19 protein-coding genes are annotated in these 23,896 nt (G+C 68.0%); 11 read left to right on the top strand and 8 right to left on the bottom strand.

All coding sequences use genetic code 11. The features are described 5' to 3' along the window. Positions 1–125: 125 nt before the first annotated feature. The 7 genes from pepQ to rph all read right to left on the bottom strand — a co-directional run bounded on the left by pepQ (position 126) and on the right by rph (position 7,332). Positions 126–1,457: a Xaa-Pro dipeptidase gene (gene pepQ, locus IAE41_RS11660; protein WP_200733231.1), complete on the bottom strand. Its 1,332-nt coding sequence runs from the start codon at positions 1,455–1,457 to the stop codon at positions 126–128. Between the two features lie 75 nt (positions 1,458–1,532). Then, on the bottom strand, positions 1,533–1,907 hold the full coding sequence (locus IAE41_RS11655; protein ID WP_108747295.1) for a PilZ domain-containing protein: 375 nt from the start codon (positions 1,905–1,907) through the stop codon (positions 1,533–1,535). Next, on the bottom strand, positions 1,904–4,180 hold the full coding sequence (locus IAE41_RS11650; protein WP_200733230.1) for a DUF1631 family protein: 2,277 nt from the start codon (positions 4,178–4,180) through the stop codon (positions 1,904–1,906). Before IAE41_RS11650 ends, IAE41_RS11655 begins: the two co-directional genes overlap by 4 nt. 157 nt (positions 4,181–4,337) lie before the next feature. Next, on the bottom strand, positions 4,338–5,570 hold the full coding sequence (hemW, locus tag IAE41_RS11645) for a radical SAM family heme chaperone HemW (RefSeq protein WP_234458448.1): 1,233 nt from the start codon (positions 5,568–5,570) through the stop codon (positions 4,338–4,340). Between the two features lie 57 nt (positions 5,571–5,627). Then, positions 5,628–6,224, bottom strand: coding sequence for an RdgB/HAM1 family non-canonical purine NTP pyrophosphatase (rdgB, locus tag IAE41_RS11640; RefSeq protein WP_200733229.1), 597 nt, complete (start codon positions 6,222–6,224; stop codon positions 5,628–5,630). Beyond that, positions 6,224–6,610, bottom strand: coding sequence for a VOC family protein (locus IAE41_RS11635; protein WP_200733228.1), 387 nt, complete (start codon positions 6,608–6,610; stop codon positions 6,224–6,226). Before IAE41_RS11635 ends, rdgB begins: the two co-directional genes overlap by 1 nt. Continuing rightward, positions 6,607–7,332: a ribonuclease PH gene (gene rph, locus IAE41_RS11630; protein WP_005410889.1), complete on the bottom strand. Its 726-nt coding sequence runs from the start codon at positions 7,330–7,332 to the stop codon at positions 6,607–6,609. The genes IAE41_RS11635 and rph overlap by 4 nt, the downstream gene beginning before the upstream one ends. Positions 7,333–7,456: 124 nt before the next feature. Here rph and IAE41_RS11625 point away from each other — a divergent pair, with 124 nt between their 5' ends. The 7 genes from IAE41_RS11625 (at position 7,457) to recG (ending at position 15,002) form a co-directional block, all read left to right on the top strand. Further along, a complete protein-coding gene (locus IAE41_RS11625) occupies positions 7,457–8,317 on the top strand; it encodes a YicC/YloC family endoribonuclease (RefSeq protein ID WP_108769871.1) in 861 nt (286 codons plus the stop codon). Between the two features lie 59 nt (positions 8,318–8,376). After that, positions 8,377–8,823, top strand: coding sequence for a hypothetical protein (locus tag IAE41_RS11620; protein WP_200733227.1), 447 nt, complete (start codon positions 8,377–8,379; stop codon positions 8,821–8,823). 198 nt (positions 8,824–9,021) lie between these two features. After that, positions 9,022–9,687 (top strand): guanylate kinase, encoded by a 666-nt coding sequence (gene gmk / locus IAE41_RS11615; protein WP_108747289.1) that lies wholly within the window; start codon positions 9,022–9,024, stop codon positions 9,685–9,687. Positions 9,688–9,797: 110 nt separating this feature from the next. Beyond that, positions 9,798–10,094, top strand: a complete 297-nt coding sequence (gene rpoZ / locus IAE41_RS11610; protein WP_079223054.1) for a DNA-directed RNA polymerase subunit omega — start codon at positions 9,798–9,800, stop codon at positions 10,092–10,094. A gap of 105 nt (positions 10,095–10,199) precedes the next feature. Next, the gene (locus IAE41_RS11605) at positions 10,200–12,362 is read left to right on the top strand and encodes a bifunctional (p)ppGpp synthetase/guanosine-3',5'-bis(diphosphate) 3'-pyrophosphohydrolase (RefSeq protein ID WP_079223044.1); all 2,163 of its coding nucleotides are present in this window, start codon (positions 10,200–10,202) and stop codon (positions 12,360–12,362) included. A gap of 134 nt (positions 12,363–12,496) precedes the next feature. Further along, a complete protein-coding gene (locus IAE41_RS11600) occupies positions 12,497–12,883 on the top strand; it encodes a RidA family protein (protein ID WP_046987316.1) in 387 nt (128 codons plus the stop codon). Between the two features lie 7 nt (positions 12,884–12,890). Continuing rightward, positions 12,891–15,002 (top strand): ATP-dependent DNA helicase RecG, encoded by a 2,112-nt coding sequence (gene recG, locus IAE41_RS11595; RefSeq protein WP_200733226.1) that lies wholly within the window; start codon positions 12,891–12,893, stop codon positions 15,000–15,002. 36 nt (positions 15,003–15,038) lie between these two features. Here recG and IAE41_RS11590 read toward each other — a convergent pair whose 3' ends face one another. Then, entirely contained in the window at positions 15,039–19,187 is a 4,149-nt protein-coding gene (locus IAE41_RS11590) for a transporter substrate-binding domain-containing protein (RefSeq protein WP_200733225.1), read from the bottom strand. A 388-nt stretch (positions 19,188–19,575) separates the two neighbouring features. Between IAE41_RS11590 and IAE41_RS11585 the strand changes: the two genes are divergently transcribed. The 4 genes from IAE41_RS11585 (at position 19,576) to IAE41_RS11570 (ending at position 23,838) form a co-directional block, all read left to right on the top strand. Beyond that, positions 19,576–20,514 carry a nucleoside hydrolase gene (locus tag IAE41_RS11585; protein WP_200733224.1) on the top strand — a complete coding sequence of 313 codons (939 nt, stop codon included), beginning with the start codon at positions 19,576–19,578 and terminating at the stop codon, positions 20,512–20,514. Between the two features lie 88 nt (positions 20,515–20,602). Further along, positions 20,603–20,845: a type B 50S ribosomal protein L31 gene (locus IAE41_RS11580; RefSeq protein ID WP_079223041.1), complete on the top strand. Its 243-nt coding sequence runs from the start codon at positions 20,603–20,605 to the stop codon at positions 20,843–20,845. 296 nt (positions 20,846–21,141) lie between these two features. Beyond that, positions 21,142–22,419 carry a citrate synthase gene (locus tag IAE41_RS11575; RefSeq protein WP_200733223.1) on the top strand — a complete coding sequence of 426 codons (1,278 nt, stop codon included), beginning with the start codon at positions 21,142–21,144 and terminating at the stop codon, positions 22,417–22,419. Between the two features lie 372 nt (positions 22,420–22,791). Continuing rightward, positions 22,792–23,838, top strand: coding sequence for a hypothetical protein (locus tag IAE41_RS11570; protein WP_200733222.1), 1,047 nt, complete (start codon positions 22,792–22,794; stop codon positions 23,836–23,838). Positions 23,839–23,896 lie beyond the last annotated feature (58 nt).

Here is a 23,896-nt window from a genome sequence, read left to right as displayed (position 1 = left end):
GCGGGGGTGTCCGCGGCATGGATGCCGCGGCCAAGCCCCCATGGATGGGTTCACGGCGTCCCCCGCGAACCCATCCCGCCCCGCCAAGCGAGGCATTTGGAATTCATCGCCCAACCACGAGGGGCTCAGCCGTTGGCTGCAGCAAACTCCGGGCGCGTCAGGTTGTCCGCTTCGCCCTCGGTGCACAGCACCTCGTCCTCGATGCGGATGCCGCCGTACGGGCGGAAGAAATCCACGCGGTCCCAGTTGATCGCATCGCCATGGCCAGCGGCCTTCACTTCGTCCAGCAGCATGTCGATGAAGTACAGGCCCGGCTCGATCGTCACCACCATGCCCGGTTCCAGCACGCGGGTCAGGCGCAGGTAGGGGTGGCCGGCCGGGCGCTCGATGCGGCCGCCTTCTTCACTGGCCGCGAAACCGGCCACGTCGTGCACCTGCAGGCCGATCAGGTGGCCGATGCCGTGCGGGAAGAACGCGGCGCTGACGCCGGTCTCCAGCGCGGTCTGCGGCGATACCTTGATGACGCCGAAATCCTTCAGCACGCCCATCAGCGAAAGATGCGCGTCCACGTGCAGCTGCTTGTAATCGAAGCCGGCACGCACCGCCGCGCACATCTGCTGCTGGGCGGCGTCCACCGCGTCGATCATCGCCGCAAACTCGTCGTGGCCCTTGGCCGCATAGGTGCGGGTGATGTCGCTGGCGTAGCCATGCGCGCTGGCGCCGGCATCGATCAGGAAGCTGCGCAGCGGCTGCGGCGCCTTGCGGCCCAGCTCGGTGTAGTGCAGCACCGCAGCGTGTTCGTTCAGCGCGACGATGTTGCCGTACGGCAGTTCATTGGCATCCTGGCCCACGGCCTGGCAGTAGGCCATGTGGATGTTGAACTCATCGGCACCATTGCGGAACGCGGCTTCGGCAGCACGATGGCCGCGTACGCCCAGCACCTGCGCCTGGCGCATCAGTGCGATTTCATACGGCGTCTTGTAGGCGCGGTGCCATTCCAGGTAATTCACCACCGGCGCCGGGTTGTTCGGCACGTAGGCACCCAGCGTGCTCTGCGGCTCGCCCAGGATCGCGCAGCGCGCCGGATCGGCCGGCAGCAGGGCCAGCGCGTCTTCCGGCTTGCGGATGATGTGGATGTCGAAGTGCTCCACCCACCAGCCGCTGGGCGCGTCCGGCACCACGTGCCAGTAGTCGAACGGCTGGTGGAAGATCACCGCCGGGCGCTTGCCCGGGGTGAACACCACCCAGCTGTTGGGCACGCGGGTGAGCGGCAGCCACGCCTTGAACTGCGGGTTCACCGCGTACGGGTAGTCACGATCGTCGAATACCTGGTAGTGCAGGGTGCCGCTGGGCACCACCAGGTGGTCGAAGCCGCCGCGTGCCAGCGCCTGTTCGGCGCGTCGGCACAGCACGGCCAGGTGGTCGGAATACAGGGCGCCAGGGTCTTGCTGGATCATTGCGGTGGCTCGACACGGAAAACGGCCCTAGATTCTGCCGCATACCGCAGAAAACCGCTGTGCAGGAACCGGCACTCAGCCTGTCGAAACCGGCGCCTCGTCGCTGTCCTCGCCGATCCAGGCGCGCAGCAGATGCCGATGTTCGCGCGACAGGGTCAGGAAGCGGAACCCGGCCCAGCTCTGGCCCGGGGCATGCGCCGGCTCGCTCCACAGCAGGTGCACGCCCACATCGATGGCTGCGCTGCGGCCGTCGCCCAGCGGCAGCGGGAAGCGCAGCTGGTACAGCGCGTCGTCACGCAGCGGCTGGCTGGCCAGCATCAGCATGCCGGTTTCGGACACATTGCCCAGCCGGCCTACCACGCTGTCGCGCATCTGGTCGGTGACCGGGACCAGGTCGGACACCTGGCGGCGCGGTGCGCGGCGGGTGTCCTGCGGCGGTAGCTGGCTCATGCATCAGGCTCCTGGCGGCGACGACCGGCCAACGCGCGCAGGGCCGACAGGCTGGCCTGCCACGCGCGGTCGACCAGGCGGCCTTTTTCTTCGGTGACCAGTTGCGCCCGGCCAGCGGCCATCTGCCGGGCCAGCGTATCCAGGTCGGTTTCGCTGCTCTTCTGCCCGCGCGGATTGACGAACAGCACGTGGCCGGTCAGCAGGCTGTACCAGGACAGGCGCTGGCGGCGCACGCTGCCGTCCTCGTCGGCCAGGTCGAACCAGCTGCCGAAGGGCAGGCTGGTCAGCTGGTCATGGCTGGCCTGTTCGGCCGCCGTGCGCGGTGCGGCGGCGTGGGCGCCGGTATGGGGCGCCGCATGCTCGCCCAGGCGTGCACGTGCCTTCAGGCGCGCGCTCAGCTCGGTGCGTGAGGTGTGCTCGTCTTCGCCGCCGGGCGTAGCCAGGCGACGGGCGACCGCCGAAGCTTCCTCGGGGTGGTAGCCGACCTGCAGCAGGGCCGCTTCCACTTCCGCGGCCAGCGGCGCGTCGGGCACGCTGTCGGCCTCGGCCGGCGCGGCGGTGACGGCGGCAATGCGTTCGGTCTGCTGCAGGCGTTCCTGCCACTGCGCCGAGTCATCGCCATGGCGCAGCCGGGTCAGGGTCAGCGCGTCGGCCCAGGCCTCGCGCAGCAGGGTCTGCACGAAGCGTGGCGGTTCCTGTGCCTGGCACTGCTGGTCGATCTGCGCGCTGGCTTCGCGGCGGGCCAGGGCCAACCGCTCCTTGCCCCGTGCTGCTTCCACATGGCGGCGTTCGGCCAGCTCGGCCCGATGCGCGGCGGCGCGCTGGTGCTGCTGGATTTCCTCGTTGGCCGCCGCAAATGCCTCCGGCGTGCGTGCGTCCTGGCCCAGCAGGCCCTGCACGCTCTGCGCCAGCCGCTGCATCAGCTGCGGGTCCACATCGTCATCGCCCAGCCAGTTGGCACCGGCTTCGGCGATGGTGTTGAGCAGTTCGCGTGCGGGGTGTTCGTCGCGCACGAAGAAGGCGGGGTCGGCCATCGCCGCGCGTGCCAGCGGCACCTGCAGGCGGGCCAGCAGGGCGGCCGGCACGGGGTCGGGGCGCTGTTGCTGCTGCACCTGCTGCAGCAACAGGCGCAGCAGGTCCAGGTGGTCGCGGTCATGGCTGGCCAGCTGGGCCTGCGCACCGTGCTCGCTGCGCAGCTGCGCGGTCACCGCGGTCTGCAGGTCGGTGATGCTGGTGGCGGCACCGGCCTGTGCCTGCAGGCGCGCCAGCACCGCATCCACCAGCCCGCTGGGCACCGAGGGCGGTTCGATGGCCATCGGTGCGGCATGCCGCGCCTGTTGCAGCAGGTCGTGCAGCAGGTTGGCCGGTGGCGTGGTCAGTTCCGGGTTGGGCGCTCCCGGCGGCGTGGCATCGGCGAAGGCGTTCTGCATCAGCGCCGACCACGAACCGGCGCGGCCCGAGCCGCTCCAGCCGGTCAGCGGTTCGGCCGAGCGCGGCGCGGGCTGCGTCGCGCGACCGCCGCCGACGGACTGGGTGATGATCCGGCGGGTGCTGGACGACCGTGCCAGGTACGGGGTGTAGACCAGGCCGGGCAGCACGCCGTGCTGCGCCAGCAGGGTGTTGGAGCGCTCCAGGACGTCGCCGAGGCGTTCCAGCAGCTGGCGTTCGAAGCTGCGGTAGAGCGCCAGCTGCAGTTCCGCGCTCAGGCCATCCTGTTCGGCCAGGCGCCGCACCAGGGCGCACAGCGCCTGCGGTGCCAGTGGCAGGGTGTCGTTGTCGAACGCGGGGGCGGCGGCCAGCACCGCAAGGCGCTGGCCCAGCAGGTTCAGCGCATTGCCCGAACGCTGGTTCTCCCGGCGCACCATCTCGGTCAGCACCAGGTTGCGGTCCACTTCGTGGTCATCCACCAGCGACAGCCCCAGCAGGCCCGGCGGGCGGGCGGGTGCTGCCGGCGGCGCGATGTCCTGCGGCGCGCGCAGCTGCACCAGGCTGTCGGCCAGCGCATCGAGCATGCGCTCGCAGAAGGTGCCGGCGAACGCATGCAGCTGGCCACGCTGGGCCAGCAGCTCGGCCTGCATCTGCGGGTTGCGGGCGTGGTCGGCATCGTGCAGCAACGCCTGTTCGGCCGCTTCCACGGTGAGGATCAGCGGGGCGGTCAGCACATGCCGGCACAGCACCAGCAGTTCACCCAGCAGCTCGCGCACGCGGGGGGGAAGGTCTGCGGCGGCCAGGCGCGCGCTGTCAGGGGTGGCAAAAGGGAAAGCGGCAGACATCGGGAGCAGTTCCGGGATTCCCGCGGATCGACATGGGAATCTACCGTGTCGGCAGCCGCGGGCGCTACTTGAGGACTTTCTGCGGTGGGCACCCGTTCAAACGCAGCGAAGGCCGGCCAGCGGCCGGGTCGTGCCCGGCGGGTGCGACGCAGGAGGCTCAATCCTCCAGGAACAGGCTCACCACATCATTGGTGAAGCGGCGGCCCAGCTCGGTGGGCTGCACATGGCCATCGGCCACGGTCAGCCAGCCGCGCTGCACGGCCTCGGCCAGCGGCGCATCCAGCACGCTGCGCGGCAGGCCGGTGCGCGACTCGAAATCGCGCAGGCCGAAGCCTTCATGCAGGCGCAGCAGGTTCAGCATGTACTCGAAGGGCAGGCGGTCGGCCGCGATCACGTCGTCGCCACCGAACGAGGCCGGGCTGCCGGCGCTGTCCATGTAGGCCTGCGGGTGCTTGAGCTTCCAGCGCCGCAGCACGTGTTCCTCGGCACCGGAGCTGATCTTGCCGTGCGCGCCGGCGCCGATGCCCAGGTAATCGCCGAAGCGCCAGTAGTTCAGGTTGTGCGCGCTCTGCCGGCCGGGGCGGGCATAGGCGCTCACTTCGTACTGGCCAAAACCGGCCTGCGCCAGCAGCGCCTGGCAGTGTTCCTGCATGTCCCAGGCATGGTCCTCGTCGGGGATGCCCTGCGGCGGCCGCGCGAAGAACACGGTGTTCGGTTCCAGGGTCAGCTGGTAGTGCGAGATGTGTGCCGGCTGCAGCGCGAAGGCGCGTTCCAGGTCGGCCTCGGCACCGGCCAGGGTCTGTTCCGGCAGGGCGTACATCAGGTCGATGTTGAAATTGTCGTAGCCGGCGTCCTGCGCCATCTTCACCGCGCGCTCGGCTTCGCCGCTGTCGTGGATGCGGCCCAGGCGCTTCAGCGCGGCATCGTCGAAACTCTGGATACCGAAGCTGAGGCGGTTCACGCCGGCCGCGCGGTAGCGGTCGAAGCGGCCGTGCTCGGCGGTACCCGGGTTGGTTTCCAGGGTGATCTCGGCATTGGGCGCAAAGCGCAGGCGCGCGCTGGCCTGCTGCAGGAAGCGGTCGATGGCTTCCGGCGGGAACAGGCTGGGCGTGCCGCCACCGAAGAACACGCTGTGCACCACCCGGCCCCAGACCAGCGGCAGGTCCTGGTCGAGGTCACGCAGCAGGGCGTCGATGTAGGCCTCGAACGGCAGCTCACCCTTGGCCTGGTGCGAGTTGAAATCGCAGTACGGGCACTTGCGCACGCACCACGGCAGGTGCACGTACAGCGACAGCGGCGGCGGTACCAGGCGCGGCGCGGTGTCGTGCGCGTGGTCGGCCGAACAAGCTTCGCCGGGCAGGTGGTTGCAGTGGTCGTGGTCGTGCGGCATGGGCTTCATCGGTAGTGCCGGCCGCTGGCCGGCTTCCCTTGGGTAATCAGGACGGCATCAGAGCCAGGTGGCCAGCTGCTGCTTGAGCTGCTGCAGGGCGGTGGCGCGGTGGCTGATGGCATTCTTCAACGCCGGTTCCATTTCCGCAGCGGTCAGGCCGTGGGTGGTATCGAGGAACACCGGGTTGTAGCCGAAGCCGTTCGTGCCGCGCAGTTCGCGGATGATCTGCCCTTCCCAGCGGCCTTCGCAGATCAGCGGCTGCGGGTCGGTGGCATGGCGCAGCAGCACGATGACCGCATAGAAGCGGGCACTGCGCTGGCCATCGGGAACATCGGCCATCGCTTCCAGCAGCTTGGCGTTGTTGGCGGCGGCATTGGTCGGGTGGCCGGCGTAGCGCGCGCTGTACAGGCCGGGCGCACCGCCGAGGGCATCGACGATCAGGCCCGAATCATCGGCCAGTGCCGGCAGGCCGGTCGCCTCGCAGGCCGCGCGTGCCTTCAGCAGCGCGTTCTCGACGAAGGTCAGCCCGGTCTCCTCCACGTCCCCCAGGCCCAGTTCGGCGGCCGAGGTGATCTGCAGCGGCAGGTCGGCGAGGATCTCCTGCATTTCCACCAGTTTGCCGGCGTTGTGGCTGGCAAGCACGAGCGTCTTCATCAGCGGGGCTCCAACAGGTCCCAGGTGTTGCCGTACAGATCGCGGAACACCGCGACGGTGGCATAGGGCTCTTCGCGCGGCGCTTCCAGGAATTCGACGCCGGCGGCGACCATTGCCGCGTGGTCGCGGTGGAAGTCATCGGTGTTGAGGAAGAAGCCGACGCGGCCACCGGTCTGGTTGCCGATGCGGCTGCGCTGTTCCTCGTTGCTGGCGCGGGCCAGCAGCAGGGCGGCAGCGCTGCCATCGGTCGGCCCGACCACCACCCAGCGCTTGCTGCCCTGGTCGATGTCGTCCAACAGGGCGAAGCCGAGCTTGCCGGTGTACCAGGCAATGGCTTCGTCGTAGTCGGCCACCACCAGGGTGGTCAGGGCGATGCGGCGGTTCATGCCGACAGCGCCGCCTGCTGTGCGGCCAGCAGCTCGCCCACGCCCTTTTCGGCCAGGCCCAGCAGCGCATCCAGTTCATCGCGACGGAAGGCGTGGCCTTCGGCAGTGCCCTGCAGCTCGATGAAGCCGCCACCGTCGTTCATCACCACGTTCATGTCGGTGTCGCAGTCGCTGTCTTCGGCGTAGTCCAGGTCCAGCACCGGGGTGCCGCGGTACACGCCCACCGACACCGCCGCCACCGCGCCCAAAATCGGGTTGCGCTTGATGTCGCCACGCTTCATCAGCACGTTCACCGCATCGACCAGGGCCACGTAGGCGCCGGTGATGGCGGCGGTGCGGGTGCCACCGTCGGCCTGCAGCACGTCGCAGTCCAGGGTGATGGTGCGTTCGCCCAGCGCGTTGCGGTCGACGCAGGCACGCAGGCTGCGGCCGATCAGGCGCTGGATTTCCAGGGTGCGGCCGCCCTGCTTGCCACGCGCCGCTTCACGGTCGCTGCGGGTGTGGGTGGCGCGCGGCAGCATGCCGTACTCGGCGGTCACCCAGCCTTCGCCCTTGCCACGCAGGAAGCCCGGCACGCGGTTTTCCACGCTGGCGGTGCACAGCACGCGGGTTTCACCGAAGCAGACCAGCACCGAACCCTCGGCATGGCGGGTGAAGCCGCGTTGGATGACGACCGGGCGGAGCTGGTCGGGCTGGCGGCCGCTGGGGCGGGAATCGGACATGGTGCGGGTTCCGTAAGGGCAAGGGAGTACGCCGCCATGCCCGCGACCTTGAGGGGGCGGGCAGGGGGGCTCAGGTGAGGGCGCTAGGGTACCATTCCCCCTTTGCACGCACCGGACACATTCCATGATTCGAAGCATGACCGCCTATGCCGGCGGCGAGCGCGTCACCCCGTGGGGCACGCTGGGCTGCGAGCTGCGCTCGGTCAACCACCGGTTCCTGGAAGTGGGCACCCGCCTGCCCGAGGAACTGCGTGCGCTGGAACCGCAGCTGCGCGAGCGCATCGCCGCCCGCCTGAGTCGCGGCAAGCTGGACCTGGTCATGCGCCTGCGTGCGCCGGAAGGTGCCGCCAGCCTGCAGGTGAACGAGGCGCTGCTGGGCCAGCTGGGCCAGTTGGCGCACCGGCTGACCTCCGATTTCCCCAACCTGCAGGTCAGCTTCACCGAGCTGCTGCAGTTGCCGGGCGTGACCCAGGGCGAGGCCACCGACGCCGCCGCCCTGCAGGCCGAAGCCCTGTCCCTGTTGGACCAGGCGCTGGACGGCTTCGTCGCCGCCCGTGAGCGCGAGGGCGACAAGCTGGCCGCCGCCATTGCCGAGCGCGTGGATGGCATCGAGCGCATCGCCAATGATGTGCGCACGCTGATTCCGGCCATTCGCGACGGACAGCGCGCCAAGCTGGCCGCCCGCCTGGCCGATCTGCCGCACCCGGTCGACCCCGGCCGTGCCGAGCAGGAACTGGTGATGTGGCTGCAGAAGCTGGATGTGGATGAGGAGCTGGACCGCCTGGGCAGCCACATCGTCGAGATCCGCCGCGTGCTCAAGCAGCGCGAGCCGGTGGGCCGCCGCCTGGACTTCCTGCTGCAGGAGTTCAACCGCGAAGCCAACACGCTGGGGTCGAAGTCGGTGGACAGCCGCACGTCCAATGCCGCGGTCGAGCTGAAGGTGCTGATCGATCAGATCCGCGAGCAGGTGCAGAACATCGAATGATGTGCAGCGGGGCGCCTTCGGGCGCCCTTCTTCATTGGGTTTGCTGGAGGCGGGTACGCATGGACGACGCGAACGATCCCCATCTGGCGATGCGCGCCACCGTGGACCTGCTGGATGAGGTTCTGGACGTCGCCGGGCTGGAAAACGACGCACGCGCCACGGCGACGCTGGCCATGGCCTTCTGCGACCGGCTGGGGGACCGCCTGGATGCCGATCAACGCGCGGCGGTCGACGCGGCGCGCTGCTATTGGAGCCAGCAGGACAGGACAGGGCGACGTCGGTGGCACGCTGTCTATGCTTCCCGGCTCGACCAGCAGCGCGGCTTGAGCCCTGTTGACCGGCTGGTCTGGTGCAGCCTGGTCGACAATGCCGGGCTCACCGGATACATGGGCGAGTGTCTGGTGCTGGAAGCGCTTGCTGCCGGCCTGGGGCTGGATGAAGTCGAGGCGGTCTTGTGCGGCTCGGTTCCGGGGTTTGCCGCGGCGAGGATAAACCGGCCCCGCTGAGGGGGGAGTTCTTGCGGCGGTGGGATCAGCCATCCCGGCCCGCTCTGCTAAAGTTGCGTGCCCGCACCCCGGGGAGCCATCTGCCGGGCCTGGTTCCAGGATGTTCCGCGCAGCTCCCGCCGTGCTGGCGCGATCCTCCGCGCCGGTTCTGGAACATCGAGGATAAATTTTGCGAAATCAACAACTTGGGTTCCGCGCATGAGCGCTCCGTCCACTCCGTCGGCCGCCGTTGCGCGCGGTACGCTGTACATCGTTGCCGCCCCCTCGGGTGCCGGCAAGAGCAGCATCGTCAACGCCACCCTGGCGCGTGACCCGCAGATCGCCCTGTCCATTTCCTTCACCTCGCGCGCCATGCGCCCGGGTGAGGTGAACGGCGAGCACTACCACTTCGTCAGCGCCGAGACGTTCGAGGAAATGATCGCCGACGGCGATTTCTTCGAGCATGCCTGGGTGCACGGCGACTGGAAGGGCACGGCCCGGCAGTCGGTGGAACCGCAGCTGGCCGCCGGCCAGGACGTGCTGCTGGAAATCGACTGGCAGGGCGCCCAGCAGGTGCGCCAGCTGGTGCCGGGCACGGTGACGGTGTTCATCCTGCCGCCGTCCAAGCAGGCACTGCAGGACCGCATGCGCAAGCGCGGCCAGGACAGCGAGGCGGTCATCGCCCAGCGCCTGGGCGCCGCCCGCGATGAAATGCTGCACTTCAACGAGTTCGACTACGTCATCGTCAACGAGGTGTTCGACACCGCCGTGGACGAGCTGTGCGCCATCTTCACCGCCAGCCGCCTGCGCCGGGAGGCCCAGAAGGTCCGCCACGCCGGCCTCATCCAGGCCCTGCTGACCCCGGATACGGGCGCAACTGACTGATTCCAAAAGAATCGGGTGGGGGTTGGCTTGATTTTGTCCAGCCCCTGCCAGTACACTCCGTCCCCTTTCCCTCATTCGACTGAGCGGCCGACCGGTCGCCGGGAGCCCGTATGGCCCGCATCACCGTAGAAGATTGCCTGGAAGTCGTTAACAACCGTTTCGAGCTGGTCATGATGGCCTCCAAGCGTGCCCGCCAGCTTGCCAACGGCGTGCAGGCCACCCTGGACAACGACACCGAAGACAAGCCGACCGTGTTGGCACTGCGCGAAATCGCCGCCCGCAAGATCGACAACGCGCTGATCGACGAAGTCGAGAAGGCCGAGCGCGAGCGTGCCGAGCGCGAAGCGCTGGAGTGGGCCGCCGCTGAAGTGGTCGCCGACGAAGACATGTCCAAGAACGACGATTGATCGCATCGATCAATGCCGTTGCTTGACCGCTGAACAGCCCGCCCCGTGCGGGCTGTTTCGCATTCAGGGTTTGCCGTAATCGGCGCGCTGGCATAGGCTTCTGGCATGAACCCAGGCCCCACTGCCAAGGTAGCCGCGCCCACCGCCGCGGCCGTACCTGATTACGTCCTCCAGCTCGAACGCGCCGCCCATTACCTGCCGCCGGAACAGCTGCCGCTGCTGCGCCGTGCCTGGGAAGTCGGTGCGTCGGCGCACGCTGGGCAGACGCGCAAGTCGGGCGAGCCCTACATCACCCATCCGGTGGCCGTGGCCCAGGTCCTGGCCGAGCTCGGCCTGGACGTGGAAGCGCTGATCGCCGCGATCCTGCACGACACCATCGAAGACACCCCGCTGACCCGCGAGGAGCTGGCCTCGGAGTTCGGCGAAGCCGTGGCCGAGCTGGTCGACGGCGTGACCAAGCTGGACAAGCTGAAGTTCCGCGACCGCCAGGAAGCGGCCGCCGAGAGCTTCCGCAAGATGCTGCTGGCCATGTCGCGCGACCTGCGCGTGATCATGATCAAACTGGCCGACCGCCTGCACAACATGCGCACGCTGGGCGCGCAGAGCCGCGAAGCGCGCGGCCGCATCGCCCGCGAAACGCTTGAGATCTATGCGCCCATCGCCCAGCGCCTGGGCATGAGCCTGGTCAAGAGCGAGCTGCAGAACCTCGGCTTCAAGGCGCTGTACCCGTGGCGCCACGCCATCATCGAAAAACACATCCGCAGCCAGCCGGTGGTACGCCGCGAGGCGATGGCGCAGGTGGAAGTGCAGCTGTCACAGCGGCTGGCGAAAGAGGGCATCGAGCACCGCCTGGTCAGCCGCATCAAGACCCCTTGGAGCATCTACAACAAGATGCGCGACGAGAACAAATCCTTCGACCAGGTGATGGACGTGTTCGGCTTCCGCCTGGTCGTGCGCAGCGTGCCCAGCTGCTACCACGCGCTGGGTTCGGTGCATGCCACGTTCAAGCCGCTGGATGGCCGTTTCCGCGATTTCATCGCCATTCCCAAGGCCAACGGTTACCAGTCGCTGCACACCGTGCTGTTCGGGCCCTACGGTTCGCCCATCGAAGTGCAGATCCGCACCGAGGAAATGGACCTGATCGCCGAACGCGGCGTGGCCGCGCACTGGACCTACAAGTTCGGTGGCGATTCGCCCAACAGCGCGCAGAGCCGTGCCCACGCCTGGATCGTCGAGCTGATCGATTCGCAGCGCGCCGCCGGTTCCTCGCTGGAATTCCTCGACAACGTGAAGGTCGACCTGTTCCCGGACGAGGTCTACCTGTTCACCCCGAAGGGCAAGATCCTGGCCCTGCCGCGCAATTCCACCGCGCTGGATTTCGCCTACGCCGTGCACACCGACGTCGGCAACATGGCGGTGGCCTCGCGCGTGGACAAGAAGCTGGTGCCGCTGCGCACCAAGCTGGTGTCCGGGCAATCGGTGGAAATCATCACCGCGCGTTCGGCCACGCCCAAGCCGCAGTGGCTGGAATTCGTGGTCACCAGCAAGGCGCGCACCGCCATCCGCCACCAGCTCAAGCAGCTGGAACACGAAGACGCCGTGCAGCTCGGCCACCGCATGCTGGACCGCGCGCTGGAAGCGATGGATTCCTCGCTGGAACGCCTGCCCAAGGGGCGCCTGGATGCGTTCCTGGCCGAACACCGTTTCCCGCGCCTGGAGGCCCTGCTGGCCGAAGTGGCGCTGGGCAACTGGATGCCGACGCAGGCCGCGCAGGCGCTGATGGCCTATGCGGAACTGCGCGGCGGCCCGCATTCGCGGCACCACTCGCAGGAAAAGATCCTCATCAACGGCAGCGAGCGTGGCGTGGTCACCTTCGCCGGCTGCTGCCAGCCGATTCCCGGCGACGAGATCATGGGTTACCACACCGCCGGCAAGGGTATCGTGGTGCACCGCATGGACTGCCCGAACCTGGCCGAGCTGCGCAAGTCGCCCGAGCGCTGGGTGCCGATCGGCTGGGACACCACGGTGTCCGGCGACTACGACACCGCGCTGGTGGTGGAAGTGGAGAACGGCACCGGCGTGCTGGCGCAGCTGGCCGCGGCCATCGCGCAGAGCCATTCCAACATCGAACGCGTGGATTACCTGGACCGCGACTTCAACGCCGCCGTGCTGGCGTTCAACATCCAGGTGCGCGACCGCAACCACCTGGCCGAAGTCATGCGCCGCCTGCGCCGCCTGTCGGTGGTGCAATCGGTACGCCGCCAGTAATGCGCGCCTGGTAGTGCCGGCCGCTGGCCGGCAATCGCGTGGACCTGCTGCGTTGCGAGGTTGCCGGCCAGCGGCCGGCACTACCGGGTTGCTACAATCACCGCTCTGTTTTCCCCCAACGCACCGGAGCGACCATGTCCCGCCAGATCATCAACACCGAAAAGGCCCCGGCCGCCATCGGCCCGTACTCGCAGGCCGTGCGCGCCGGCAACACCGTGTACTTCTCCGGCCAGATTCCGCTGGACCCGGCCACCGGCGACATCGTCGGCGCCGGTGACGTCGAAGCGCAGGCCCGCCGCGCCTTCGACAACCTCAAGGCCGTGGCCGAAGCCGCTGGCGGTTCGCTGGACAAGGTCGTGCGCCTGGGCTTGTACCTGACCGACCTGGCCGAATTCGCCAAGGTCAACGCCGTCATGCAGGACTACTTCCAGGCCCCGTTCCCGGCCCGTTCCACCATCGAAGTTTCCGGCCTGCCCAAGGGTGCCAACTTCGAGGTCGACGCGGTGATGGTCATCGACTGACCCACCCGTGGCACGCAAGGCGGCGGTCACCCCGGCACTGTCACCGTCCGGCGAAGCATCCCTGGCGATGCTTGCCGGCGTGGGCCCGGCCGTGGCCGCCAAACTGCAGGCGCGTGGCCTGGCCACCCTGCAGGATCTGTGGCTGCACCTGCCGCTGCGCTATGAAGACCGCACCCGGCTGACCCGCATTGAAGAACTGCGTCCGGGCGTTCCGGCGCAGGTGGAAGTGCGGGTCACCGCGGTCGAACGCGGCATGCGGTACCGGCCGATGCTGAAGGTCGCGGTGGAAGACGAAGGGCAGGGCACCCTGGTGCTGCGCTTCTTCCACTTCCGCCAGCAGCAGGTCGGCCAGTTCGCGGTGGGCAACCGGCTGCGCTGCTTCGGCACGCCCAAGCCGGGCCACCTCGGCCTGGAAATCGTCCACCCCAGCTACCAGGTGCTGGGCCGCAACGACGACCCCGAACTCGGCGATCGCCTCGACCCGGTGTATCCCACCGTGGAAGGCGTCGGCCCGATGACCATGCGCAAGCTGATCGGCCAGGCCCTGGACCGCCTGCCCGAGGAAAGCACGCTGGAACTGCTGCCTGCCGGTTGGCTGGACGGCCTGGGCCTGCCCTCGCTGCGCAGTGCGCTGCTGACCGTGCACCGGCCGCCGCCGGATGCTGACCTGGCTGCGCTGGCGGCCGGCACCCATCCGGCGCAGCGCCGCCTGGCGATGGAAGAACTGCTGGCCCACCACCTCAGCCTGCGCCGCCAGCGCATCGCGTTGCAGGCGCACCATGCGCCGCCGCTGGCTGGCCCGGGCAAACTGGCCAAGGCCCTGCTGAAGCAACTGCCGTTCGCCCTGACCGGTGCGCAGGCGCGCGTGTTCAAGCAGATCCGCGACGACCTCGCACGCCCCAGCCCGATGCTGCGGCTGGTGCAGGGCGACGTCGGTTCCGGCAAGACCGTGGTCGCCGCGCTGGCCGCCATGCTGGCGGTGGAGCAGGGCAAGCAGGTGGCGTTGGCTGCGCCCACCGAACTGCTGGCCGAACAGCACCTCAACAACCTGCGCGGCTGGCTGGAACCGCTCGGCGTGCGCGTCTGCTGGCTGGCCGGCAAGGTCACCGGCAAGGCGCGCGCGAAAGTGATCGAGCAGGTCGCCAATGGCGAAGCGCAGGTCGTGGTCGGTACCCATGCGCTGATGCAGGACGCGGTGGTGTTCCAGGATCTGGCATTGGCCATCGTCGATGAGCAGCACCGCTTCGGCGTCCACCAGCGCCTGGCGCTGCGAGACAAGGGGGCGGGCGCCAACAGTGTGCCGCACCAGCTGGTCATGACCGCCACGCCCATTCCGCGCACGCTGGCGATGTCCGAGTACGCCGACCTGGATGTATCGGCCATCGACGAACTGCCGCCGGGACGTACGCCGGTGCAGACCGTGGCCCTCAACAACGATCGCCGCCCGGAACTGATCGAGCGCATCGCCCTGGCCTGCCAGGAAGGGCGGCAGGTGTACTGGGTGTGCACGCTCATCGAGGAAAGCGAAGAGCTGGATGCCACGCCGGCGCAGGCCACCTACGAATCGCTGCAGGCGCTGCTGCCCGGCGTGCGCGTGGGCCTGGTGCACGGCCGCCTGAAGGCGGCGGAGAAGCTGGCGACGATGGTCGCGTTCAAGGCCGGCGAGATCGACCTGCTGGTCGCGACCACGGTCATCGAAGTGGGTGTGGATGTGCCCAACGCTTCGTTGATGGTGATCGAGAACGCCGAGCGCCTGGGCCTGGCCCAGCTGCACCAGCTGCGCGGCCGTGTCGGCCGTGGCTCGGCGGTGTCACGCTGCGTGCTGCTGTACCAGGCACCGCTTTCGCAGATGGCACGCGAGCGCCTGCAAACCATGCGCGAAACCAACGATGGCTTCGTCATCGCCGAGAAGGATCTGGAACTGCGCGGCCCCGGCGAACTGCTGGGCACCCGCCAGACCGGCCTTGCGGGTTTCCGCATTGCCGACCTGGCCCGCGACGCCGGCCTGCTGCCGGGCGTGCACGAGCTGGCCGAGCGCCTGCTGGACCAGCAACCGGCATTGGCCGACCGCGTGGTCAACCGCTGGATCGGCACCGCCGTGCGCTACGCCTCGGCATGATGTGGCTGGATCGGGTGCGCGGATGGGTGGGTGCTGCTAGCCAAGGTCTTCCTGCTGGTTCCATTGCTCCAGCTCGGACAACAGATCGGCGAACTCGGCCAGCGTCGCCAGGGTAGGCGTCGTGCGCAGGCTCTCTTCCGAGTCCGCCATCCATCGGGTCAGATCGTTATGGCCCAGCAGTACCAGTGCACCGAGGGTGGCATGGGCCCAGTCCGCCAGGCGGTCGCCGGCATCGGCGAACTGCAACTGCTTTACATCGGCCAGTGCACTTGCTGCCGCTTCACGTATCCGCCGTCGCAGGTCGTCCAGCGCCGCCCCATTGCCCAGTGGCTGCAGTGGCCCGCAGGTGCCCCCGGCGCTGTCCGGGAGGGGGCTCTCCGGCACTGGATCCAGCTGGCGCAGCACGGCGCGCAGCTGCGGCAGCGCGAAGGGGCGTTCCAGGAAAGCATTCATGCCGGCTTCGCGCCACCGGCCATCGTCCCTGGCGGCGGAGAGCCCCAGGATCGGCAGATCCTGCGCGCCTGCGATATCGCTGGCACGGAAGCGGCGTACCCATTCGTAGCCTGACATCGGTGCCATCCGGCAGTCGGTGATGACCACGTCGATGCCGCCCTGGCGAAGCTGATCCAGCGCAAGGCTGCCATCGGCCGCGATCCGGCAGCGATAGCCGAGCACGTCCAGCTGCAGGGCCAGCACGTGGCGGTTGATGGCAGTGTCATCCACCAGCAGCGCGCAGCGGCGATGGGCGGCCTGCACCGGCGATGATTCCGCCGACGGCGGCAGTGCTGTATCGGCAGCCTCATCCAGTACCGCTTCTGCTGCTGCGACCACCGCGCGGCGCAGCAGGGGTGCCACGCTGACCTGCGCCCGGCGCCCGCTACGCTGGTAGCCACCCACGATCGGCCGCTGCACCGGCTCCAGCTGCGGTACGCCTGCGCGCAGGGGATCGTCGCCCAGTTGCAGATCGACGGGGCCCTGGTGGGTCCTGCGCGCACCCTCGTCTTCCAGGATGCGTGCCAGAGGTTCAGCCGTGGCAGCCGCCACGGCAATGCGCAGGCCCTTGAAGCGCAGTGGCACGGCCGGCAGCGTAGCCGTATCGGCATCGAAATGAAGCGTGAAGCAGCTGCCCTTGCCAGGCTCGCTCCGCACTTCGATAGCCGCACCCATCAGATGCGCGATGCGCTGCGAGATCGCCAGGCCCAGGCCGGTGCCACCATAACGGTCGTGTGTGCCAGCAGCCTGCGTGAAAGGCGCAAACAGCGATGCCACGGTTGCTGCGTCCATGCCGATACCGGTATCGGCTACCTGCAGTTGCAGCCGCTGTCTGCCTTCGGCGACCGACCCCGCGCCCAGCGTCACGGTGATGCTGCCCGCGTGGGTGAACTTGGCCGCATTGCTGAGCAGGTTGGCGAAGATCTGTCGCAGCCGCGCGGGATCCACGGTATGCGCTTCGGCCACCGTGGCAGAGATCTCGATGGCGATGCCTACGCCGGCCGGTATCAGCGGCAGCATCGCTGCAACGGTCGATTCCAGCACTTCCCGCAGCCGGGTCGGAACGGCGGCGATGGCGACTGCCGCTTCATCGAGACGGCTGAAATCGAGGACGCCATCGATGGTGCCGGCGAGCCTGTCCGATGCCTCCTTCAGCAGCTCGACCAGATGCCGCTGATCGTGGCTCAGGGCGGTCTGGGCGATCACATCGACCAGGCCCACCACGCCACCCAGGGGGGTCTTGATCTCGTGGCTCATCACCGCCAGGAAGCGGCCTTTTGCCAGCGCGGCCTCTTCGGCGGCGCGCGTGGCGGCCGAAAGCTGCTGGCGGCGCTCGCGTTCATCGGTCACGTCGATCCAGTAGCCGTTCCACATCACCGCGCGGCCTGCCTGCTGCGAGGGAACCGCATGGCTGCGTACCCAGCGCACCGTGTCACCCACACAGGTACGGAACTCGATCGACAGCGGACGGAGCTCGCGGCTGGCGTCAACGATGGCCGCGCGCAGTGGCGCCCGATCCTGTGGATGCACCGCGCGGACCGCCAGCGCCTCATTGGCGACGATGTCCTCGGCGCCCACGCCGAACAGCTCGCGTGGCGAACCGAAGACATACTGGAAAGCGGTGCTGCCATCAGCATCGATGGCGTACTGGTACAGCGTGCCGGGCAGATTGTCGGTGAAGTCCGCCAATCGCAGCTGGGCCTGCTTGGCGCGGCGTTCAGCCGCACGCAGTGGCGTCACATCCACCAGGGTGGCGACGCGGCCGTGGAAGCCGGCGGTTCCGTTGAGCTCCAATTGCCAGTACATGCCCACCCGATCACGCTGATCGGCCTCGGCATACAGCAGTTCGCGTCCACGGATATCTTCGCTGTCCCCGGCCGCCAGATGCACGAACGGTCCGGCCAAGGCATCGGTCGCGAACGATTCGCGGTAGGCCATGTTGCTGGCGACGACGTGACCCTCCGGGTTTACTGCGGCCATCGGGTGCGGTGAGCTGTCGATCAGCAGTTGCTGGAACGCGGACCGCTGCGCCAACAGTGACTGCAGTGCCTTGCGCCGACGGACCTCGCGCTGCAGCCGGAGCTGCCAGATCAGAATCGGCACCACGCCCAGCGCCAGCGCAATCAGGATGCTGCCATAGCGGCTCCACACCAGCCGCCAGGACAGTTCCTGATACGGTGCCAGTGTTGTCCACTGGCTGCGCAGGCGCTCCTGCTGGGCGGCAGGAATCGACGCCAGCGCCGAATCCAGCAGCATGCGCAGCCGCGGCTGCCCACGCGCGACCTGGATCACCAGCTCATCGCGGTTGCGGGGGGCTCCGGCGATCTTCATTTCGCCGTAGAACTCGCGTTGCAGCAAACGGTCCACCACCATCAGGTTGTCCAGGTAGGCGGCCGCTTCACCGCGGCGAACCTGCTGCATGGCCTCGCCTGCATCGCTGGCTGTGCGGGTATCCACGCCGGCCATGTCCAGGAAGCTGATCGTCGCTGGCGCCAATGTTTCCGATACCAGCACCGTGCGCCCCTTCATCTCGCTGGGCGACGCGATCGGGCTGGCGTCGGCGCGGGTGGCCAACATGATCGGGAACGAGGAATAGGGCACGGTCGGCACATACCCGCGGCCGACATCGCTGCCACGCGCCAAGCCAACGATGGCATCGAACTGCCCGCTCTCGGCCTTCTGCCTCATCGCCGCCGCCGACGCGAACGGGACAAACTCCACCTGCAGTCCCAGTACCTCGGCCACGCGCCGCATCATCGTCGGCGCGTAACCGTTGGCATTGCCGAACGAGTCACTGAAGCTGATCGGGGGGCGCTGCTCAAGGTAGGCCACCCGGAGCGGCGGCAGGCCGTCAAGATAGGCGCGGTCGCTGCTGTTGAGCGGCAGCCGGCCTCTGGCATCGGTACCTGCGCGTGCTGCAAGCCAAGGTTGCGCCAACTGGTTCCTCTGCAGGCTCGGCATGCCGGCGATCAACTCGGACATCATCGCCAGCAGCTTGCCGTTGCGGTGCGGTGCGGCGATGGTCAGCGTATCCAGCGGCACCGCCACCGGGCTGCCGACCCTGAGGTTGGCCAGATGCTGTTCGTCGATGATGAAGCGGGCGGTATGCGGATTGGTGACAAAGGCATCGGCACGCCCCTCGGCCACTGCACGCAACGCAGCGCGGGGCCCATCCACCATGACCTGCGGCGATGAGGGAAAACGGCGCGCGAGCAGTGGAGACAGTGCGTATTCGCGTGCCACTGCGAAGCGACGGCCGGCAAGGCTGGAGAGATCGGCCACGGCGGGCAGGTCACGGCGCGTGACCACCACCGGGAAAGCCTGGAAGTACGCAGGACTGAAGACCAGGCAGGCCGCACGCTCTGCGTTGGGCGTCACGCTCAGCAGCAGGTCGACTTCACCTCGGCAGGCGGCCTGGTACAGCGCCGGCCAGGTTTCATAGAAGCGCGGCGTCCACGTCATGCCGGTGCGCTGTGTGACGTAGTCCAGTATCCCGACCGACACGCCGCGGGGCGTGCCGCTGTCGTCGATGCTCTCGAACGGTGGCCAGCCCTCACGCAGCATGCCCACCACCAGCGGTGCCGCTGGCGCAGTGGCAGGGGAGGGGGCACGCTCGCGCCCAGCCCGTGCCGGGACTGTCGCGGCCAACAGCAGGACCAGCGCTGCCAGCACCGTGCACAGTGCTGGCTGCACTCGTCGGTTCCGCAGGTGCCATTCCGGGCTCGCCGTTGTTTCCATGAAAGACACTCCGGTGGTGCCGGCGAGGCCGGCGCTTTGACTGCTTCCAGCGCCGGCCAGTGGCCGATTCGCATCGGCGGCTGCGCAACCTGCGGCCGCTGTGGACGCAACCACGGCACTCTGCGCAACGGCCCCGGCCCCGGCCATGCAACTAATCCGAAATGCCTGCGGTGATCGTGACTGGGTTCAAGCCGCATTCATTGCCGGATGAAGCGTCCAGTGTCTGCAGCGGGGAGGGGGCGATGGGGATCCCATCGCAGGCAGAATTGCGCACCTCCCCCCCTGTACTTGCAACGGTCATCAACCCGGTCCACACTTCGTTGCCGATCTGAAGACGGCAACGATGACCCACAAGATCCCGCTGTTGATCGACACCGACCCCGGTGTGGACGACGCCCTGGCCCTGCTGATGGCCTTCGCCGATGAACGGCACGACGTGGTCGCCCTGACCATCGCCGCCGGCAATGTCGGCCTCGACTACACCGTCCGCAACGCCCTCAAGCTATGCGACATCGTCGGCCGCACCGATGTGCCGGTGTTCGCAGGCAGCCCCGATCCGCTGATCCACCCCTCGATGGACGCCGCCCACGTGCACGGCCGTGATGGCTATGGCGACGTGGACCTGCCGCCGCCCAGCCGCCAGGCCGAGGCCGAGCACGCCGCGCTGGCCATCCTGCGCCTGTCGCACCAGCATGCCGGCGAGCTGATGCTGGTCATGCTCGGCCCGCTGACCAACCTCGCGCTGGCGCTGAAGCTGGACCCGACCCTGCCCCAGCGCATCAAGCGCATCGTGGTGATGGGCGGCGCGGTCACCTGCCACGGCAACATCACCCCGGCCGCCGAATTCAACATCGCCTTCGATCCGGAAGCCGCGCATGTGGTGTTCACCTCGTTCAAGCACCTGCTGGTCTCGGACTGGGAAGCCACCGTTGCCCACGGCCTGCCGCTGGAGCAGGCGGAGCAGTGGCTGCAGGCCGATACCGACCGTGCCCGCTTCTACGAGCTGATCTCGCGCAAGACCCGCGCGCTGTCCGAAGACGCCAAGGGTGGCCGCTGGTACACCGCCGATGCGGTCGCCATGGCCTGGGCGCTGAACCCGGAAGGCCAGCTGCAGGTGGAATCGCGTCCGCTGAACGTGGAACTGAACGGTACGTTCAGCCGCGGCGCCACCATCGTCGACTGGAACCGCCAGACCGGCCAGCCGGACAACTGCGATCTGTTGATGGCCTACGACCAGGCGCGTTTCGAGGCCCTGGTGCGGCAGGCGCTGGGCGCGAACTGAGCCCGATGCGCAAACACCGGTTGCTCCGCGAGGCAACCGGTGTTTATAATGCCGCTCTTGACCACCAGCCCATTTACGGTGTGAGCCCATGAAGGCCGATATCCATCCGAACTACCGCGACGTCGTCTTCGAAGACGTCACTTCCGATTTCAAGATCCTGACCCGCTCCACCATGGCGACCAAGGAAACCACCACCTGGACCGACGGTAATGAATACCCGCTGGTCAAGGTCGAAATTTCCTCGGCTTCGCACCCGTTCTACACGGGCAAGCACAAGGTGATCGACACCTCGGGCCGTATCGACAAGTTCCAGAAGCGCTACGCGCGCTGATCCGTCGATCCAGCTTCGAACCGACGGCCGCGCTTTGCGCGGCCGTTTGTTTTTGTCCGGCGCCCACCCAACGGGCGTTTGGAATGGCGGAACAGACCGTTCAGGGGATGGCATCTTTGCCCATCAAGGCCGCTTGCTGGCAGGGTTCCTCCTGCCCGTCGTCTACGACTTCCGTCTAGCACCCGACAAATGCTGCTGTGCGATAATGACCTGATCCCCGGCACAGGCCGAGGACGTCATTCACGTGCCTGACCAATGCGCTTGGGCAGGCGCCTTCCCATGAAGGAGCGCACACAGTGTCCGATCTTGATCAGGTCACGCTCAACGCCGGCGACACGTCGGTCGTTCTGCCCGTCATCAAACCCACCCTCGGCAACGACTGCGTCGACATCGCGAAGCTGACCAAGGAAACGGGGTTCTTCACCTACGATTCCGGCTTCACCGCGACGGCCAGCTGCAAGTCCGCCATCACCTACATCGATGGCGACAAGGGCGTGCTGCTGTACCGCGGCTACCCGATCGAACAGCTGTCGGAAAAGTCCAGCTACATCGAAGTGGCGTACCTGCTGATCAACGGCGAGCGTCCGAGCGCCGAACAGCTGAAGGCCTTCACCGATGAGCTGACCGCCGAAGCCAACGTCGATGAGTCGATCAACACGCTGATCGGCAGCTTCGCCAAGGATGCCCACCCGATGGCCATCCTGGCTGCCGCGATCGCGCAGCTGTCGGCCATCTACCACGACTCGCTGGACCTGTCCGACGCCGAACAGCGCCGCCAGGCCGCCGTGCGCCTGATCGCCAAGGTGCCGACCCTGTCGGCGCTGATCTACCGCCACGGCAAGGGCCTGCCGGCCAACAAGCCGGACACCTCGCTGGATTACGTCAGCCGCTTCCTGAAGCAGACCTTCGAGTCGGCCGATGGCCAGTACGATCTGAACCCGGACGTGGTCAAGGCGCTGGACCTGCTGTTCATCCTGCACGCCGACCACGAGCAGAACGCCTCGACCTCGACCGTGCGCCTGGTCGGTTCGACCGGTGCCAACCCGTATGCCTCGGTCGCCGCTGGCGTCACCGCGCTGTGGGGTCCGGCCCACGGCGGTGCCAACGAAGCCGTGCTGAAGATGCTGGAAGAGATCGGCACCGCCGACAACGTCGAGTCCGCCGTGGTCAAGGCCAAGGACAAGACCTCCGGCTTCCGCCTGATGGGCTTCGGCCACCGCGTGTACAAGAACTTCGACCCGCGCGCCAAGGTCATCGGTGAGATGACCGGCAAGGTGCTCAAGCAGCTGGGCGTGCAGGATCCGCTGCTGGACGTGGCCGTGAAGCTGGAACAGGCCGCGCTGCAGGACGAGTACTTCGTCGCCCGCAAGCTGTACCCGAACGTCGATTTCTACAGCGGCATCATCTACAAGGCGCTGCAGATCCCGACCGAAATGTTCACCGTCATGTTCGCCCTCGGCCGTACCTCCGGCTGGGTGTCGCATTGGCTGGAACAGCAGGTCGATCCGGAAATGAAGATCGGCCGTCCGCGCCAGGTCTACACCGGCGCAGACGTGCGCGATTACCAGGGCTGATCCCCGCGGTAAGTCGTGATGAGAACGCCCCGCATCGCGGGGCGTTTTTTTTTGCGCCGCGCATGGTGGGTGCCAACCTTGGTTGGCACGCTTTGGGCCTTCGCGAAAAACCATCCACGCATGGCGTGGATCTACTGACGCGCTCATCGATCCACGCATGCATGCCCTCGGCGCCGGCACCGTCCCCGGTAGCGCCGGGCCATGCCCGGCGGCTCTTGCCCTGGTAGATGCCAACCTTGGTTGGCACGCCTTTCGCGTAGACCCGCCCGCGCCAAGGCCGCGTGATTCAAGGGTCTCGCCAGCTTCACAACGGCACGCGCAGCCTCAGGACGCACGCTGCACCCGCAGCACCCGATACGGAGCGTCCACCCCATGAGTACCCGATTCGACCCACCCGAGCGCGGCCCGCTCGGCGCCGACGTCGCCACCGTCGTCACTGCACCCATCGTCGCACCGCCCAGCGAAAGCGCGGTGTCGTGGGGTGCGATCTTCGCCGGTGCCGCTGCGGCGGCCGCACTGTCCCTGGTGCTGCTGATCCTCGGCGTCGGGCTGGGCCTGTCCTCGGTGTCGCCGTGGTCGTTCGAAGGCGTCAGCAAGGAAACCTTCGGTTGGTCCAGCGTCATCTGGCTCACCTTCACCGCGCTGGCCGCTTCCGGCCTGGGCGGCTACCTGGCCGGCCGCCTGCGTACCAAGTGGACGCAGATCCACGGCGATGAAACCTACTTCCGCGATACCGCCCACGGCTTTGTCTCTTGGGCCGTAGCCACGCTGCTGACGGCTGGCCTGCTGACCTCGGCCATCGGTGGGGTGCTGGGCACGGGTGCAAAGGTGGCGGGCGCCACCGCTGGCGCCGCAGCGTCCACCGCAGGCGTCGCCGCTGCGGGCGCCGGCAGTGCTGCTGCCGCCGCGCCGGACGGTGATCTCAATTACTGGGTTGATTCGCTGTTCCGCAGCGCTACCCCGCCGGGCCCGGAGGCTGCCGCAGCGCCGCCGGCTCCGCAGGCACCGGGCGCTGCCGGCAATGGACCGATGGACCCGGCCGCAGCGCCGCCGCCGCCGCGCCCGATGCCGGGCAACGGGCCGATGGGTGACCGCCGCGAAGTGCGTGCCGAAGTGAACCGCATCATCATCAACAGCCTGCAGGGTGACGGGCTGGATCCCGCCGACACCCAGTACGTGTCGCAGCTGATCGCACGCGAAACCGGCATGAGTCCGGCCGAAGCCCAGGCGCGCGTGACCGACGTGCAGACGCGCATGCGGGCTGCGCTGGAAAAGGCAAAGAACACCGCCAAGCAGGCGGCCGACGATGCCCGCAAGGCAACGGCGTATGCCGCGCTGTGGCTGTTCATCACCCTGCTGATCGGCGCGTTCTTCGCCAGCCTCAGCGCCACCTGGGGCGGCCGCCGCCGCGACCTGTAACCCGTATTCCATGCAAGGAGACCTGACATGAAAATGATCCTGCTCTGGCTGTTGGGCG

It is taken from the genome of Stenotrophomonas sp. S39, from assembly GCF_016624665.1.
Taxonomy (GTDB): domain Bacteria; phylum Pseudomonadota; class Gammaproteobacteria; order Xanthomonadales; family Xanthomonadaceae; genus Stenotrophomonas.
Note: the sequence above shows the minus strand (reverse complement) of the source record. Positions and strands in the feature narration are given on the sequence as shown.

Coding starts and splice junctions, on each gene's coding strand:
- pepQ (WP_200733231.1), bottom strand. CDS start 1,457: ATGATCCAGCAAGACCCTGGCGCCCTGTATTCCGACCACCTGGCCGTG.
- IAE41_RS11655 (WP_108747295.1), bottom strand. CDS start 1,907: ATGAGCCAGCTACCGCCGCAGGACACCCGCCGCGCACCGCGCCGCCAG.
- IAE41_RS11650 (WP_200733230.1), bottom strand. CDS start 4,180: ATGTCTGCCGCTTTCCCTTTTGCCACCCCTGACAGCGCGCGCCTGGCC.
- hemW (WP_234458448.1), bottom strand. CDS start 5,570: ATGCCGCACGACCACGACCACTGCAACCACCTGCCCGGCGAAGCTTGT.
- rdgB (WP_200733229.1), bottom strand. CDS start 6,224: ATGAAGACGCTCGTGCTTGCCAGCCACAACGCCGGCAAACTGGTGGAA.
- IAE41_RS11635 (WP_200733228.1), bottom strand. CDS start 6,610: ATGAACCGCCGCATCGCCCTGACCACCCTGGTGGTGGCCGACTACGAC.
- rph (WP_005410889.1), bottom strand. CDS start 7,332: ATGTCCGATTCCCGCCCCAGCGGCCGCCAGCCCGACCAGCTCCGCCCG.
- IAE41_RS11625 (WP_108769871.1), top strand. CDS start 7,457: ATGATTCGAAGCATGACCGCCTATGCCGGCGGCGAGCGCGTCACCCCG.
- IAE41_RS11620 (WP_200733227.1), top strand. CDS start 8,377: ATGGACGACGCGAACGATCCCCATCTGGCGATGCGCGCCACCGTGGAC.
- gmk (WP_108747289.1), top strand. CDS start 9,022: ATGAGCGCTCCGTCCACTCCGTCGGCCGCCGTTGCGCGCGGTACGCTG.
- rpoZ (WP_079223054.1), top strand. CDS start 9,798: ATGGCCCGCATCACCGTAGAAGATTGCCTGGAAGTCGTTAACAACCGT.
- IAE41_RS11605 (WP_079223044.1), top strand. CDS start 10,200: ATGAACCCAGGCCCCACTGCCAAGGTAGCCGCGCCCACCGCCGCGGCC.
- IAE41_RS11600 (WP_046987316.1), top strand. CDS start 12,497: ATGTCCCGCCAGATCATCAACACCGAAAAGGCCCCGGCCGCCATCGGC.
- IAE41_RS11585 (WP_200733224.1), top strand. CDS start 19,576: ATGACCCACAAGATCCCGCTGTTGATCGACACCGACCCCGGTGTGGAC.
- IAE41_RS11580 (WP_079223041.1), top strand. CDS start 20,603: ATGAAGGCCGATATCCATCCGAACTACCGCGACGTCGTCTTCGAAGAC.
- IAE41_RS11570 (WP_200733222.1), top strand. CDS start 22,792: ATGAGTACCCGATTCGACCCACCCGAGCGCGGCCCGCTCGGCGCCGAC.